Source organism: Streptomyces sp. NPDC057445 (genome assembly GCF_042802855.1).
Lineage (GTDB): Bacteria > Actinomycetota > Actinomycetes > Streptomycetales > Streptomycetaceae > Streptomyces.
This window is the reverse complement of the sequence record NZ_JBHVDH010000001.1, coordinates 629,723-645,182: the sequence shown is the minus strand read 5'-3', so window position 1 is coordinate 645,182 and position 15,460 is coordinate 629,723. Positions and strand designations below refer to the sequence as shown.

9 protein-coding genes are annotated in these 15,460 nt (G+C 71.3%); all 9 read left to right on the top strand.

From position 1 onward, the window contains the following. Window positions 1-52 precede the first annotated feature (52 nt). The gene (locus tag ACFU5O_RS02915) at window positions 53-1,978 is read left to right on the top strand and encodes a TIGR03960 family B12-binding radical SAM protein (protein ID WP_384235537.1); all 1,926 of its coding nucleotides are present in this window, start codon (window positions 53-55) and stop codon (window positions 1,976-1,978) included. A 63-nt stretch (window positions 1,979-2,041) separates the two neighbouring features. Further along, window positions 2,042-3,112 (top strand): hypothetical protein, encoded by a 1,071-nt coding sequence (locus tag ACFU5O_RS02910; protein ID WP_384235534.1) that lies wholly within the window; start codon window positions 2,042-2,044, stop codon window positions 3,110-3,112. A 128-nt stretch (window positions 3,113-3,240) separates the two neighbouring features. Then, window positions 3,241-3,996 (top strand): TIGR03936 family radical SAM-associated protein, encoded by a 756-nt coding sequence (locus ACFU5O_RS02905; RefSeq protein WP_384235531.1) that lies wholly within the window; start codon window positions 3,241-3,243, stop codon window positions 3,994-3,996. Between the two features lie 287 nt (window positions 3,997-4,283). Continuing rightward, window positions 4,284-8,414 carry an Rne/Rng family ribonuclease gene (locus ACFU5O_RS02900; protein ID WP_384235529.1) on the top strand — a complete coding sequence of 1,377 codons (4,131 nt, stop codon included), beginning with the start codon at window positions 4,284-4,286 and terminating at the stop codon, window positions 8,412-8,414. Between the two features lie 334 nt (window positions 8,415-8,748). Beyond that, window positions 8,749-9,867 carry a DegT/DnrJ/EryC1/StrS family aminotransferase gene (locus ACFU5O_RS02895; protein WP_384235526.1) on the top strand — a complete coding sequence of 373 codons (1,119 nt, stop codon included), beginning with the start codon at window positions 8,749-8,751 and terminating at the stop codon, window positions 9,865-9,867. Beyond that, a complete protein-coding gene (locus ACFU5O_RS02890; protein ID WP_384235524.1) occupies window positions 9,864-10,880 on the top strand; it encodes a Gfo/Idh/MocA family protein in 1,017 nt (338 codons plus the stop codon). The genes ACFU5O_RS02895 and ACFU5O_RS02890 overlap by 4 nt, the downstream gene beginning before the upstream one ends. Continuing rightward, window positions 10,877-12,445, top strand: coding sequence for a glycosyltransferase family 4 protein (locus ACFU5O_RS02885; protein ID WP_384235521.1), 1,569 nt, complete (start codon window positions 10,877-10,879; stop codon window positions 12,443-12,445). Before ACFU5O_RS02890 ends, ACFU5O_RS02885 begins: the two co-directional genes overlap by 4 nt. Further along, a complete protein-coding gene (locus ACFU5O_RS02880; RefSeq protein WP_384235520.1) occupies window positions 12,429-14,060 on the top strand; it encodes a glycosyltransferase family 2 protein in 1,632 nt (543 codons plus the stop codon). The genes ACFU5O_RS02885 and ACFU5O_RS02880 overlap by 17 nt, the downstream gene beginning before the upstream one ends. Beyond that, entirely contained in the window at window positions 14,057-15,340 is a 1,284-nt protein-coding gene (locus tag ACFU5O_RS02875; RefSeq protein ID WP_384235517.1) for a nucleotide sugar dehydrogenase, read from the top strand. Before ACFU5O_RS02880 ends, ACFU5O_RS02875 begins: the two co-directional genes overlap by 4 nt. Window positions 15,341-15,460 lie beyond the last annotated feature (120 nt).

Sequence of the window (15,460 nt, the reverse complement as noted above, 5' to 3'; positions counted from 1 at the left end):
CCGACCGGGTTACGCTTGAGAGTCGCCCCCTCAGCCAGCACGAAGGTTCCTGATGTCTGCCGAGTCGGTCTTCCCCCAGCTCGAAGCTCTGCTCCCGCATGTGCAGAAGCCCATCCAGTACGTCGGTGGTGAACTGAACTCCACGGTCAAGCCCTGGGAGAGCTGCGACGTGCGCTGGGCGCTCATGTACCCCGACGCGTACGAGGTCGGACTGCCCAACCAGGGCGTCATGATCCTCTACGAGGTACTCAACGAGCGCGAGGGCGTCCTCGCCGAGCGCACCTACAGCGTCTGGCCGGACCTCGAAGAGCTGATGCGCGAGCACGGCGTCCCGCAGTTCACCGTCGACAGCCACCGCCCGGTCAAGGCCTTCGACGTGTACGGCCTGAGCTTCTCCACCGAGCTCGGCTACACCAACATGCTCACGGCCCTCGACCTCGCGGGCATCCCGCTGGAGGCCAAGGACCGCACGATCGACGACCCGATCGTCCTCGCCGGCGGCCACGCCGCCTTCAACCCCGAGCCGATCGCGGACTTCATCGACTGCGCGGTCATCGGCGACGGCGAGCAGGCCGTCCTGGAGATCACCGAGATCATCCGCGCCTGGAAGGCGGAGGACCGCCCCGGCGGCCGCGAGGAACTGCTCTTCCGCCTCGCGAGGACCGGCGGGGTGTACGTCCCGGGCTTCTACGACGTCGAGTACCTCCCGGACGGCCGCATCGGCCGCGTCGTACCGAACAGGTCGGGCGTCCCGTGGCGCGTGTCCAAGCACACCGTCATGGACCTCGACGAGTGGCCGTACCCCAAGCAGCCCCTCGTCCCGCTCGCCGAGACCGTCCACGAGCGGATGTCCGTGGAGATCTTCCGCGGCTGCACCCGTGGTTGCCGCTTCTGCCAGGCCGGCATGATCACGCGTCCCGTGCGGGAGCGGAGCATCACCGGCATCGGCGAGATGGTGGACAAGGGCCTCAAGGCGACCGGCTTCGAAGAGGTCGGACTACTGTCGCTGTCCTCCGCGGACCACAGCGAGATCGGCGACATCGCCAAGGGTCTGGCCGACCGGTACGAGGAAGACAAGATCGGCCTCTCGCTGCCGTCGACCCGGGTCGACGCCTTCAATGTCGACCTGGCCAACGAGCTGACCCGCAACGGCCGTCGCTCGGGTCTTACCTTCGCCCCCGAGGGCGGCTCGGAGCGCCTGCGCAAGGTCATCAACAAGATGGTCTCCGAAGAGGACCTGATCCGTACCGTCTCGACGGCGTACGGCAACGGCTGGCGCCAGGTGAAGCTGTACTTCATGTGCGGTCTGCCCACCGAGACCGACGAGGACGTCCTCCAGATCGGCGACATGGCGGTCAAGGTCATCGCCGAGGGCCGAAAGGTCTCCGGCCAGAACGACATTCGCTGCACGGTCTCCATCGGCGGTTTCGTGCCCAAGCCGCACACCCCCTTCCAGTGGGCCCCGCAGCTGAGCGCCGAGGAGACGGACGCCCGTCTGGAGAAGCTGCGCGACAAGATCCGCGGCGACAAGAAGTACGGCCGCTCCATCGGCTTCCGCTACCACGACGGCAAGCCCGGCATCGTCGAGGGCCTGCTCTCGCGCGGCGACCGCCGCATCGGCGCCGTCATCCGCGCCGTCTACGAGGACGGCGGCCGCTTCGACGGCTGGCGTGAGCACTTCTCCTACGACCGGTGGATGGACTGCGCCGCCAAGACGCTGCCCGAGTTCGGCGTGGACGTCGACTGGTACACGACCCGCGAGCGTACGTACGAGGAGGTCCTGCCCTGGGACCACCTGGACTCCGGTCTCGACAAGGACTGGCTCTGGGAGGACTGGCAGGACTCGCTCGACGAGACAGAGGTCGAGGACTGCCGCTGGACGCCGTGCTTCGACTGTGGGGTCTGTCCTCAGATGGACACGCAGATCCAGATCGGCCCGACCGGCAAGAAGCTGCTGCCGCTGACGGTCGTCAAGTAACACTCCGGCGAAGGCCCGGCCCCGGGCGAAACCCCGGGGCCGGGCCTTCGCGTCTCCTCGATCATGGACTTGGAGAAGCGGGACCGGCGGCCTGAACCGGAGGGCTGTCTGACGGTGGCCATCAGGATGCCGCTGCGGATCGTGGCGCTGGTCGTCGTCGTGCCCGTGCGCATGGTGTGGGACCTGCTCGTGGTGTGCGGCCGGTGGGTGGGGCGGGTGCTGCTGCGTCCGCTGGGCCATCTGTTCGCCGCCCTCTTCGTGCATGTCCTCGCCCCGGTCGGCCGGGCCCTCGGTACAGCGCTCCGGTGGCTGGTGCGGGCCCTGTTCCACCGGCCCTGGGTCGCGCTGTGGCGCTACGCCGTCGTGCCCGTCGCCCGGTGGCTGTACCGGTACGTCATGACCCCGCTCGGGCATGGCCTGGTCTGGGCGTACGCGCGGTTGCTCACCCCGCTCGGGCACGGCGTGGGCGCGGTGCTGTGGGGGGTGTTCGTATGGCCATGGACGGCTCTGTGGCGGTATGCCGTGGTACCGGTCGTGCGGTACGGGATCGTCGTCCCGCTCGTCCATCTGTACGCCAGCGTCCTGAGCCCGCTCGGCCGCGCGGGACGCATCGCCGTCGTATGGCTGGCCGAGGTGCTGGTCGTGGCCCCCGCCGTCCTCCTGTACCGCTGGGTGCTCACCCCGGTGGGCCGGTTCCTCGTGGTCGTGGGCCGTGAGACCGCGGACGCGCTGGTGGTCGCGTGGCGCGCGGCCGGGTATGTCTCACGGGCGGTCGGCCGCGCACTGAAGTGGCTCGGGTGGAATCTGCTCGGCCGGCCGGCCACCTGGTTCTACCGGAGCGTCTGCACACCGGCCGGCCACTTCGTACGCGACATGCTCTGGCAGCCCGCCCGGCGGGCCGTGGCCGAGGCGGGCCGGGCGGTCGGCGGGGCGCTCAGGGCGGCCCGCGAGACCGTGCGCCAGGCCCGCAAGGAGGCCTGGCGGGCGTTGGTCGGCGGGGGAGGGGTACATGAGTCCGGGGAACCCGGGGCGCCCCGGGCGCGTAACCTGGGAGGGACGCAAGCAACACAACAGACTCTGTCCGCTCCCGGCGCGGCGCCCGGACCCGAGATCTCCCTGCGGAAGCGGGGCTGAACCGGTCGGGCCCCCAGAGGGCGGTACACCCGCAGGCCAGAGGGCGGTGCGCCACCGCGCCCGCCCCGCACCGAGGAGAAGAACCACTGGGCAAGCGACAGCCCGAAGGCCCGCCGCCCGCACCTGCGGTGCAGCGCATCCGACTGCGCTACACCAAGCGCGGCCGCCTCCGGTTCACCAGCCACCGCGACTTCCAGCGTGCTTTCGAGCGCGCGTTGCGCCGTGCCGAGGTGCCGATGGCGTACTCGGCAGGTTTCACCCCGCACCCGAAGGTGTCGTACGCGAACGCCGCGCCCACCGGCACGGGCTCCGAGGCCGAGTACCTGGAGATCGCGCTGACCCAGGCCCGGGACCCCGAGAAGCTCAGGATTTTGCTCGACGAGTCGCTGCCGGCCGGGCTCGACATCACGGACGCGGTCGAGGCACGGACGCCGGGTCTCGCCGACCGGCTGACCGCGTCGGTGTGGGAGCTGCGGCTCGACGGCGTCGGTGCCGAGGAGGCCGGGCGTGCCGTGGAGGCGTTCCTGGCCGCAGAGACGGTGGAGGTCCGGCGCAAGACCAAGAACGGCATGCGAGCCTTCGACGCACGGGGTGCCGTGGCCGGACTGCGGGCGGACTCTCCACAGCCTGATAGGCCGGGAGAGGGGCCCTGTGCGATACTGCGGCTGGTTGTGCGGCACGTGACACCTGCCGTGCGACCCGACGACGTCCTGTCCGGTCTCCGAGCTGTGGCCGACCTGGCGCCGCCGGTCCCCGCAGCGGTGACCAGGCTGGCGCAGGGGCTCTTCGACGAGGAGTCCGGCACGGTGACCGACCCGCTCGCGCCCGACCGCGAGGCAGTCACGGCCGCCCCACCCATGGCCGCCGGACTCGCCTCCCCCTAGCTCTGCCGGGGGGAACACAGCGACGGCGCCGGAAGGTGCCGGTCCCGCGTAGGGGCAGTCGTCGAAGCGCAGCCCTCGTACTCGGGAGCCACCTGGGTCGGGCAGCGCACAGACCAGGAGACTTTCGCCAGGCCGTGCGTACATCGCGTACGGAACCGGCGAGCCAGACATACAGCTCCCGTGCGGCGCCCGCGCCCCGGACGGCGGCCACCGCGCTCATCACGCGGACGCGCCGCCGGATCGGAACAAGGCGCGGCGCCCGGGAGCGTGACGGGAGAACCGCCCGCATGCTCGAGAACGACCCCGCTACGACCGGGGACAACACCGAAGAAAACGAAAGTTCCACCCCCAGCGACACGCTGCCCGCGCGCCGTCGTCGCCGTGGGGCCTCCCGCCCGGCCGGCCCGCCGTCGGCTGCCGCGGCGGTGGAGACCGTCACGGATGTGACCGCGTCCGTCTCCGCGGCCATACCGTCCACATCCACCGAGGAGTCGCCTGCCGCAGAGGCGGAGGCGCCCGCGCCGCGTACGCGCCGCCGGGCTACTCGTAAGGCGACGGCTCCCGTGGATTCGCCCGGGGCTGTCGAGGTTGTCGCCGAGGCCGCTGTTGCCGAGCCGGCCGGTGAGGCCGAGTCGGAGGCGCCCGCGCCGCGTACGCGCCGTCGGGCCACGCGTAAGGTGACGGCTCCCGCGGGATCGCCCGGGGCTGTCGAAAGTGCCGAGCCCGCCGCTGCTGAGCCCGCCGGTGAGGCCGCTGCGGTGACTGCCCCTGCTGCGGAGTCGGAGTCGCCTGCCGCAGAGGCGGAGGCGCCCGCGCCGCGTACGCGCCGCCGGGCTACACGTAAGGCGACGGCTCCCGCGGGTTCGCCCGGGGCTGTCGAGGTTGTTGCCGAGGCCGCTGTTGCCGAGCCGGCCGGTGAGGCCGAGTCGGAGGCGCCCGCGCCGCGTACGCGCCGTCGGGCCACGCGTAAGGCGACGGCTCCCGCGGGATCGCCCGCTCAGGCGGAGACGGCCGAGGCCGTGGCCGCTGCAGAGCCGGTGAGCGCCGGGGCCGACGAAGACATTGAGGAAGGTGCCGTGAGCGAGACCGCCGCGGAGACCGAGACCGCTGCCGAGGCGTCCGCGCCCCGTACGCGGCGCCGTCGGGCGACTGCCCCGGCCGGTGCGCCGCAGGCGGCCGAGGGCGCCGCCACAGAGACCGCCGAGCCGGAGGCCGCGGAGCCGGCCGCCGCCGAGGAGACCGAGGAGGCGCCGCGCGGCCGTACCCGCCGTCGCGCCACCCGACGGGCCAGCGCCCCGGCCGGGGCGCCGAAGGGCGACCGGACGGACGGTTCCGAGCCGGCCGAGGAGCTGCCGGCGGAGACCGCCGCGCAGACCGCCGCAGAGGAGCCCGAGGCCGAGGCCACGGGGCGTGCCTCTCGCGGCCGTGCCGCGCGCCGGGGCTCCGCGCCCCGGTTCACCGCCGAGCCCGAGCAGGCCGAGCAGCCCGCTCGTGGGCGCCGTGCCGCCCGGCCGGCCGTGGCCGTGTTCCAGGCGCCGGTGTTCACCGAGCCGATGTTCCAGACGCCGATGACCGCCGCTGCCGCCGCTGCCGCAGAGGCCGCTGAGGTGGTCGAGGAGGAGGAGTCCGAGCAGCCCGCCCCGGTCGCCGAGGCCGGTCCGCGGCGCCGGCGCCGTCGCCGCGGTGAGGCCGCCGAGGCCCCTGAGGCCCCCGAGGCCGAGACCGTGGAGCCCGTTGAGGAGCCGGAGGCCGAAGCCGAGGCCGAGGGCGAGGGCGAAGAGTCCGAGGAGTACGAGGACCGGCCTTCGCGTCGTCGCCGCCGCGGTGGGCGTCGCCGTCGCCGCGGTGAGGCCGCCGAGACGGACGAGGCCGAGGCCGCGGAAGAGGCCGAGCAGGCCGAGGAAGAGGCGGAGGAGGAGTCCGAGGAGGAGGACGAGTCCGAGGGCGGCACGCCGTCCGCCGCCGGCACCAGCAGCAGCCGTCGCCGCCGTCGCCGTCGCCGTCGCAGCGGTGAGGCCGGCGACGGCGAGCTGGCTGCCGACGAGCCGGAGCGTACGGTCGTCAAGATCCGTGAGCCCCGCAAGAAGGAAGAGCCGTCGGACGAGGTTCAGTCCATCAAGGGCTCGACCCGTCTGGAGGCGAAGAAGCAGCGCCGTCGCGAGGGCCGCGAGCAGGGCCGCCGCCGGGTGCCGATCATCACAGAGGCGGAGTTCCTCGCGCGCCGCGAGGCCGTCGAGCGCGTGATGGTCGTCCGCCAGAACGGCGACCGCACCCAGATCGGTGTCCTCGAGGACGACATCCTCGTCGAGCACTACGTCAACAAGGAGCAGTCGACCTCCTACGTCGGCAACGTGTACCTGGGCAAGGTGCAGAACGTGCTGCCGTCGATGGAGGCGGCCTTCGTCGACATCGGCAAGGGCCGCAACGCCGTCCTGTACGCCGGTGAGGTCAACTTCGAGGCGCTCGGTCTCGCCAACGGCCCGCGCCGCATCGAGACCGCGCTGAAGTCGGGCCAGTCCGTCCTCGTCCAGGTCACCAAGGACCCGATCGGGCACAAGGGCGCCCGGCTGACCAGCCAGGTGTCGCTGCCCGGCCGTTACCTGGTGTACGTGCCCGAGGGCTCGATGACCGGTATCAGCCGCAAGCTCCCCGACACCGAGCGCGCCCGGCTGAAGACGATCCTCAAGAAGATCGTCCCCGAGGACGCGGGTGTGATCGTCCGCACCGCCGCGGAAGGCGCCAGCGAGGACGAGCTGCGCCGTGACGTCGAGCGGCTGCAGGCGCAGTGGGAGGAGATCCAGAAGAAGGCGAAGAGCGGCAACGCTCCGACGCTTCTCTACGGCGAGCCGGACATGACCGTCCGTGTCGTGCGCGACATCTTCAACGAGGACTTCTCGAAGGTCGTCGTCAGCGGCGACGAGGCGTGGGAGACCATCCACGGCTACGTGACGCATGTCGCCCCCGACCTCGCGGACCGGCTGAACCGCTGGACCTCCGAGGCCGACGTCTTCGCGACGCACCGGATCGACGAGCAGCTGATGAAGGCGCTGGACCGCAAGGTCTGGCTGCCGTCCGGCGGCTCGCTGGTGATCGACAAGACCGAGGCGATGATCGTGGTCGACGTCAACACCGGCAAGTTCACCGGCCAGGGCGGAAACCTCGAGGAGACCGTCACCAGGAACAACCTGGAGGCGGCCGAGGAGATCGTGCGTCAGCTGCGGCTGCGCGACCTCGGCGGCATCGTCGTCATCGACTTCATCGACATGGTGCTGGAGTCGAACCGGGATCTGGTGCTGCGGCGGCTGCTGGAGTGTCTGGGCCGGGACCGAACGAAGCACCAGGTCGCCGAGGTCACATCGCTGGGCCTCGTCCAGATGACCCGCAAGCGGGTCGGCCAGGGTCTGCTGGAGTCGTTCTCCGAGACCTGCGTCCACTGCAACGGCCGTGGCGTGATCGTGCACATGGAGCAGCCGACCACCGCCGGTGGCGGAGGCGGCGGCAAGCGCGGCAAGAAGCGTGGCCGCGGCGGAGCCGAGCACGTCCACGAGCACGAGCACGAGCACGAGGTCGTGGCCGAGGGGTCGGAGCTGGAGACCGAGGTGGAGACCGAGGCCGAGGTCGCAGCGGAGGCCGCCGCGCCGGCCGCGCTGCCCGAGCCCGCCTTCGCCCCGGACGAGGAGTTGTACAGCAGCGCCGCCGAGGCCGAGGCCGCCGCGTCGCGCGGTCGTGGCCGCCGCCGGGCGAGCCGCAAGGCGAGCGCCCCTGCGGGTGCGCCGAAGCCGGCCGTCGAGCCGGTGCAGGCCGAGTCCGTGACGGTGGAGCCTGCCGCGGAGCCGGTCCAGGAGGCCGTCGCGGTCGTCGCCGAGCCCGAGGCCGCTCCCGCGGGGCGTACCCGTCGCCGGGCCACCCGCAAGGCGTCGGCCCCCGCCGGTTCGCCCAAGGTGACGGAGGCCACCGACGCACCAGTCGAGATCGTGGCTCCTGTCGCCGCGGCTCCGGAGCCGGTGGCCACCGAGGCCGAGGCCCCGGCCGCCGAGCCGGAGGCCGCCGCGCCCGCTCCGGCGCGTGCCCGCCGTCGGGTGACCCGCAAGGCCACCGCCCCCGCGGGTTCGCCGTCGGGCGCCGAGGACGCCGCGGTCGTCGTGGTCACCGCCCAAGCACCCGCCGGGGACGAGGCGCAGGCCGGGTCAGAGGCGGCGGCGGGATCCGAGGAGTCCGTCGAGGCGCCGGCCAAGAAGGCGGCCCGCAAGACCGCCAAGAAGGCCACGGCGAAGAAGGCCGCCACGAAGAAGACGGCGGCCAAGAAGACGGCGGCGAAGAAGACGACCGCCAAGAAGGCGACAAAGAAGACCGCTGCCGCGGAACAGCACCCGCTGCCCTCCGTGACTGCGTCCGCACCCGCCGCCGTCGAAAGCTGAACAGCTGATGACCGATGGCTGAACGTTCGCGTCCCGTCCTTCATGATCGAGGGACGGGACGCGGCGTTTGTAGCGCAATTGATGCCTGGCCCCGTTAACGGCCCAGAAATTGACTGGGAAATCCCTGATAATGTGACGGCGGTCGCTGCCGTGTCGGGGCCCCGCCCGGAGACTACGGTCGGTGACCGGCCCGGTTAAAGGGACAGACCGGTCCCAGAATTCCTCGGTAGGGCGTCGGCCATCGCGCCGGAGGGGTACGCGCGGCCCACAGGACGCCCCGCAACCCCGGACCTCTGCCACATAGAGCTCTTGCGGTGTTCAAGGAGGACGTCCAATGCCGAGCAGCAACGAGCAGCCCATCCCCGCTGCCCGCCCGGTCATCGGTGAAGAAGAGATCGAGGCGGCCGTACGCGTACTGCGCAGCGGCCGGGTCGTACAGGGCCCCGAGGTGGCCGCTTTCGAGGAGGGCTTTTCGGAGCTCGTGGAGGGCCGCCACTGCGTGGCCGTCAACTCCGGCACCTCGGCGCTGCACCTCCTTCTGATGGCTTTGAACATCGGCCCGGGTGACGAGGTGATCGTCCCCTCGTTCTCGTTCGCCGCATCGGCCAACGCGGTCCGTCTGGTCGGCGCCGACGTGGTCTTCGCCGACATCGAGGCGGACACCTACTGCCTCGACCCGGCCGCCGTGGAGGCCGCGATCACCCCGCGCACCGCCGCGATCATGCCGGTGCACCTGTACGGCCACCCCGCCGCGATGGACAAGATCATGGCCATCGCCGGGAAGCACAAGCTCGCCGTCGTCGAGGACGCCTGCCAGGCGCACGCGGCCGCGCTGAACGGAACCCCGGTCGGTGCCTTCGGCGCCGGCGGCACGTTCAGCTTCTACCCCACGAAGAACATGCACAGCCTCGAGGGCGGCATGATCTCCACGGCCGACGCGGAGACCGCCCGCACCCTCCGTCTGCTGCGCAACCAGGGCATGGAGCAGCGCTACGCGAACGAGATCGTCGGCGCCAACATGCGCATGACGGACGTCGCCGCCGCCGTCGGCCGGGTGCAGCTCGGCAAGCTGGGTGGCTGGACCGAGCAGCGCATCGCCAACGCCGCGTACCTGACGCGGAACATCACGACCGAGGCGGTGGTCACCCCCGTCGTCGCCGAGGGTGCGCGTCACATCTACCACCAGTACACGATCCGTGTCCGCGGGGACCGCGACGCCGCCATGGCGAAGCTCACCGAGGCGGGCGTCGGCAACGCCGTCTACTACCCGACCCCCATCCACCGGCTCAAGCCGTACTGGGAGCCGGACCAGAAGGCCGGCCGCAACTGGGACCTGCCGGAGACCGAGCGTGCGGCGGCCGAGGTCGTCTCGCTCCCCGTGCACCCCTCGCTGACCGAGAACGACCTTGAGCGCATCGTCACCGCCGTGAACGCGCTGGGAGAGAACCTGTGACTGCTGCTGGACTGCGGGCCGGGCTGATCGGCCTGGGCTCCATGGGACGCCACCACGCCCGCGTGCTGGCCGGGCTGGAGGGCGTCGAGCTCGTCGGCGTCGTCGACCCGATGGGCGACAAGAACGGCTGGGCGCAGGGTGCCCCCGTGCTGTCCACCGTCGAGGAGCTGATCGCTCTCGGCATCGACTACGCCGTCGTGGCCTGCCCGACCGCGCTGCACGAGGAGGTCGGCCTCAAGCTGGCCGAGGCCGGGATCGGCGCGCTCATCGAGAAGCCGGTCGCGGACACCGTCGAGGGCGCCCGCCGCCTCGTCGAGGCCTTCGAGACGCGCAGCCTGGTGGCCGGTGTCGGCCACATCGAGCGCTGCAACCCGGCGCTCCGGTCCCTGCGCTCCCGGCTGGAGTCGGGCGAGCTGGGCGACGTCTTCCAGGTCGTCACCCGCCGGCAGGGCCCCTTCCCGCACCGCATCGCCGACGTCGGCGTGGTCAAGGACCTCGCGACCCACGACATCGACCTCACCGCCTGGGTCACCGGCCGTGAGTACACGTCGATCGCGGCGCACACGGTCTCCAAGTCCGGCCGCCCGCACGAGGACATGGTCTCCGCCATCGGACAGCTCTCCGACGGCACGATGGTCAGCCACCTCGTGAACTGGCTGAGCCCGCTCAAGGAGCGCTTCACCTCGGTCACCGGCGAGCGCGGCTGCTTCATCGCCGACACCCTCACGGCCGACCTCACCTTCTACTCGAACGCCGCCGTGACCACCGAGTGGGAGGCCCTGCAGGCGTTCCGCGGTGTTTCCGAGGGCGACATGATCCGGTACGCCATCCCGAAGCGCGAGCCGCTCCTCGTCGAGCACGAGCTGTTCCGGGACGCCGTCCTCGGCAAGTCCCACGACATCTGCACGCTCCGCCAGGGCCTGCGGACCGTCGAGGTCGCCGCGGCCGTCATCGACTCCGCCAACACCGGCACCACGGTGAAGCTCGAGAGCGGGGAACGCACGAGCTCATGACCGCCGCCAACACCGCATGGCCCGGCCGCGGTACGCGCGGCCGGATCGTGATGCTCGTCGACAACAGCGTCCACGGTGATTCGCGCGTCCAGAAGGCCGCGGCGTCCGCCGCCGCGGCCGGCTGGGACGTGATCCTGCTGGGCAAGTACTCGGGCAAGGGCGAGGACACCTGGAAGCTCGGTGACGCCGAGGTCCGGCTGATCCGGATGAACGCCAAGCTGTCCGTCAAGCCGAAGGACCTGCGGGGTGCGCCGCTGCGGCGGCCGCTGGCCTACTCCTCGGACCGGACCCACGCCTTCCGGGTGCAGCAGGTCAAGGCCTGGCGCGCGGATCTGCGGGTCCGTACCGACGAGCTGCGGGCAACGGGCAGCGCCGGGCTCGGCGCCCAGGTCACCAAGGGCTGGCTGACCGTCCCCAAGGCCGCGTCCAAGGTGACGTCCAAGTGGGTGTCGCTGCGCGGCCGGGAGACGAAGAAGCTGACGAAGATCAGGCGGACCCGCTCCGCGCCGCTGGACAAGCTCACCACCCGGTTCTGGCTCACCACCATGGGCGACAGGGCCTGGCGGCGGCTGGACCCGGGCGTGTGGGACTTCGAGCTGAACTTCGGCCCGGTGATCGACGCCCTCAAGCCCGATCTGATCCACGCCAACGACTTCCGGATGCTGGGAGTCGGTGCCCGCGCCACGCTGCGCGCCCGCGCCGCGGGCCGGAAGACCAAGCTGGTGTGGGACGCCCATGAGTTCCTGCCCGGCGTCCGCTCCTGGGCGAACCAGCGCAAGCTTCCCGCGATGGTGGGGTACGAGCGCGAGCACGCCAAGTACGCGGACGCGGTGATGACGGTCTCCGGCGGACTCGCCGATCTGCTCCAGAAGACGCACGGACTCGCCGAGCGCCCGGCCGTCGTCCTCAACGCACCCGACGCCGAGGCGACCCACAAGGTCATCGACGAGCCGGTGCCGGACATCCGCGAACTGTGCGGCGTCGGCCCCGATGTGCCGCTGCTGGTCTACAGCGGTCTGGCCGCCGCCCAGCGAGGCCTCGGCATCATGGTCGAGGGCCTTCCGCAGATCCCGGACGCCCATGCGGTGTTCGTGTGCGGGGACCCCTCCGCGGGTTACGTCCGCGGACTGCTCAAGCGCGCCGACGAGCTCGGGGTGGGCGACCGCGTCCACGCCGTGCCGTACGTACCGCACTGGCAGGTCGTGCCGTTCCTGTCGGGAGCCGATGTCGGAGTCATCCCGATCCACCACTGGCCGAACCACGAGATCGCGCTGATCACCAAGTTCTTCGAGTACTCGCACGCGGGCCTGCCGCTCGTGGTGAGCGACGTGAAGACGATGGCGGAGGTCACCCGCGAGACCGGCCAGGGCGAGGTGTTCACCGCACAGGACACCGACGACTACGTACGCGCGGTCAAGGCCGTGCTCGCCGACCCGAAGAAGTACACCAAGGCGTACGAGAAGGAAGGCCTGCTCGAAGGCTGGACCTGGGAGGCCCAGGCCAAGGTTCTCGACGGCGTCTACACGAGACTTCTTCAGGGAGCAGGGGATGACCAGAACCCCTGACGTCACCGTCGTCGTGGCCGTCTACAACACGATGCCGTACCTCACGGAGTGCCTGAACTCACTGGTGGGGCAGAGCATCGGACCGGACAGGCTGGAGGTCGTGGCCGTCGACGACGGCTCGACCGACGACAGCGGCCGGGAGCTCGACCGCTTCGCCGAGCGCTACCCCGGCACCGTGAAGGTGCTCCACCAGGCCAACTCCGGCGGCCCGGCCGCCCCCAGCAACCGGGCGCTGGAAGTGGCCACCGGCCGCTACGTCTACTTCATCGGCTCCGACGACTACCTCGGCAAAGAGGCGCTGGAGCGGATGGTGGCCTGCGCGGACGAGCACGGCTCCGATGTCGTCGTCGGCAAGATGGTCGGCACCAACGGCCGCTATGTCCACCAGGCGCTCTACAGGAAGAGCGACCCGGACATCAGCCTGTACGACTCGGCGCTGCCGTTCACGCTGGCCAACACCAAGCTGTTCCGGCGCGAGCTGGTCGAGCGGCACAAGCTGCGCTTCCCCGAGGACCTGCCGGTGGGCAGCGACCAGCCGTTCACCATCGAGGCGTGCGTACGGGCGGCGAAGATCTCGGTCCTCGCGGACTACACCTACTACTACGCGGTGAAGCGCGGCGACGCGAGCAACATCACGTATCGCGCCAACCACCTCGCGCGGCTGCACTGCACCGCCGAGATCATGAAGTCCACGGCCGCGCTCATCGAGCCGGGCCCCCAGCGTGACGCGGTCTTCAAGCGGCACTTCACCTGGGAGCTCGCCAAGCTGATCCAGGACGACTTCCCGGCCCTCGACCGCGAGACGCAGGCCCAGGTCTGCGCCGGGATCGCCGCCCTCGCCGACGAGTACTTCACCGAGCCGCTGCGCGACTCGATGGACGTCAGGCGCCGGGTGCGGATCGCGCTCGCGCAGCGCGGCGCCGTCGGCGAGCTCGTCCGCGCCATCAGCGACGAGGCCGCCCACGGGGCGCCCCCGCTGCTGCTGGAGGACGGCCGCGCGTTCGTCCGCTACCCGGGCTTCCGCGACCCCGCTCTCGGTCTGCCCGACCGCCTCTTCGAGATCATCGGGGAGGCCGTGCCCAAGCAGCTCGCCGACGGCACCGGCCTGGTATGCGCCCGGTGGGAGCAGTCGGGCCAGGATCTGACGCTGGCCCTCGCGGTCCGTGTCCCCGTCTCCGGCGAGACGGACCACGCAGTCATCCGGCTCGCCGACAAGGCCATGCCGAAGAGCGCCGACAAGCCCGGCGCCCGCCGGTTGCCCGTCGGCACCGAACTCCCCGCCCCGGCGGGGGAACTGAGCCGCACCACGACCGACGACGGGACGGGGACGGTGCTCACCGCCCGTATCCCGGTCAAGCCCGTCAAGGCCAAGCTCGGCGTCCGCGCCTATCTGGACGTGGCAGGCTCGACGTACGAGGTCCCGGTGCAGACCCTGGGCCTGCCGCTCCCCCTGGCGCGGCGCTGGCGCGAGAAGGTCCCGTACCGTATCTCCGCCAACGCGAACGCCAAGGGGCGGCTGGTGATCACCACGGCTCCGCTCTGGGAGTCCTCGTCCGGCGAGGGCGGCCCGCTGCGCCACTTGATGTCCCGTGTGAAGAGGAAACTGACCCGATGAATATCTGTGTAGTCGCGCTCGGCAAGATCGGGCTTCCGCTCGCCGTGCAGTTCGCCGCCAAGGGCCACAAGGTCATCGGCGCCGACGTCAACGAGAAGGTCGTCGAGCTGGTCAACGCCGGCACCGAGCCCTTCCCGGGCGAGCACGACCTGGACGTCAAGCTGAAGCAGGCCGTCGACGCCGGGCTGCTGTCCGCCACCACCGACACCGCCGCCGCCGTCGCTCAGTCCGAGGCCGTCGTGGTCGTCGTCCCGCTGTTCGTGGACGCCGAGGGCACCCCGGACTTCGGCTGGATGGACTCCGCAACCAAGGCGATCGCCAAGGGCCTCAAGCCCGGCACCCTCGTCTCGTACGAGACCACCCTGCCGGTCGGCACCACCCGCACCCGCTGGGCGCCGATGCTCCAGGAGGGCTCCGGCCTCACCCCCGGAGAGGACTTCCACCTGGTCTTCTCCCCGGAGCGTGTTCTCACCGGCCGTGTCTTCGCGGACCTGCGCCGCTACCCGAAGCTCGTCGGCGGCATCGACGAGGCCTCGGCGAAGCACGGTGTGGAGTTCTACGAGCAGGTCCTCGACTTCGACGAGCGGACCGACCTGCCGCGGCCGAACGGCGTGTGGGACCTGGGCACCGCCGAGGCCTCCGAGCTCGCCAAGCTCGCCGAGACCACCTACCGCGATGTCAACATCGGTCTGGCCAACCAGTTCGCCCGGTTCGCCGACAAGAACGACATCGACGTCAAGAAGGTCATCGAGGCCTGCAACTCGCAGCCCTACAGCCACATCCACCAGCCCGGTATCGCCGTCGGCGGCCACTGCATCCCGATCTACCCGCGGATGTACCTGTGGAACGACCCCGAGGCGACCGTCGTGCGCTCGGCCCGTGAGGCCAACGCCGCGATGCCGGAGTACGCCGTCGACCTGCTGGCCGCCGCCTACGGCGACCTGAAGGACGTGAACGTGCTCGTGCTGGGCGCCGCCTACCGCGGCGGTGTCAAGGAGACCGCCTTCTCCGGCGTCTTCCCGACCGTCGAGGCGCTCAAGGCCCGCGGCGCGGTGCCGTTCGTCTCGGACCCCATGTACACGGCCGACGAGCTCGCCGCCCACGGCCTCACGCCCCACCAGGGCGAGAAGGTCACCGCCGCGATCCTCCAGGCCGACCACGCCGAGTACCGCGAGCTGGCCGCGTCCGACCTGCCGGACGTGACCGTACTGGTCGACGGCCGCCGCACCACGGACCCGGCCCGCTGGGAGGGTGTCCGCCGCGTCGTCATCGGCGGCTGATGTAACGCACTTCACTGTGGGCGTCCCCGGATCCTCCGGGGGCGCCCACAGGCATGCCGGGATCCGGGTCGGGGCACGACCGGCCAAAGCCGGGGCCAGCGCCGCGTCATGCTAGCGTTC

Excerpts from the sequence above, each read along its gene's own strand:
- ACFU5O_RS02885 (WP_384235521.1), top strand. The coding sequence starts at position 10,877 with ATGACCGCCGCCAACACCGCATGGCCCGGCCGCGGTACGCGCGGCCGG.
- ACFU5O_RS02880 (WP_384235520.1), top strand. The coding sequence starts at position 12,429 with ATGACCAGAACCCCTGACGTCACCGTCGTCGTGGCCGTCTACAACACG.
- ACFU5O_RS02895 (WP_384235526.1), top strand. The coding sequence starts at position 8,749 with ATGCCGAGCAGCAACGAGCAGCCCATCCCCGCTGCCCGCCCGGTCATC.
- ACFU5O_RS02900 (WP_384235529.1), top strand. The coding sequence starts at position 4,284 with ATGCTCGAGAACGACCCCGCTACGACCGGGGACAACACCGAAGAAAAC.
- ACFU5O_RS02910 (WP_384235534.1), top strand. The coding sequence starts at position 2,042 with ATGGACTTGGAGAAGCGGGACCGGCGGCCTGAACCGGAGGGCTGTCTG.
- ACFU5O_RS02875 (WP_384235517.1), top strand. The coding sequence starts at position 14,057 with ATGAATATCTGTGTAGTCGCGCTCGGCAAGATCGGGCTTCCGCTCGCC.
- ACFU5O_RS02915 (WP_384235537.1), top strand. The coding sequence starts at position 53 with ATGTCTGCCGAGTCGGTCTTCCCCCAGCTCGAAGCTCTGCTCCCGCAT.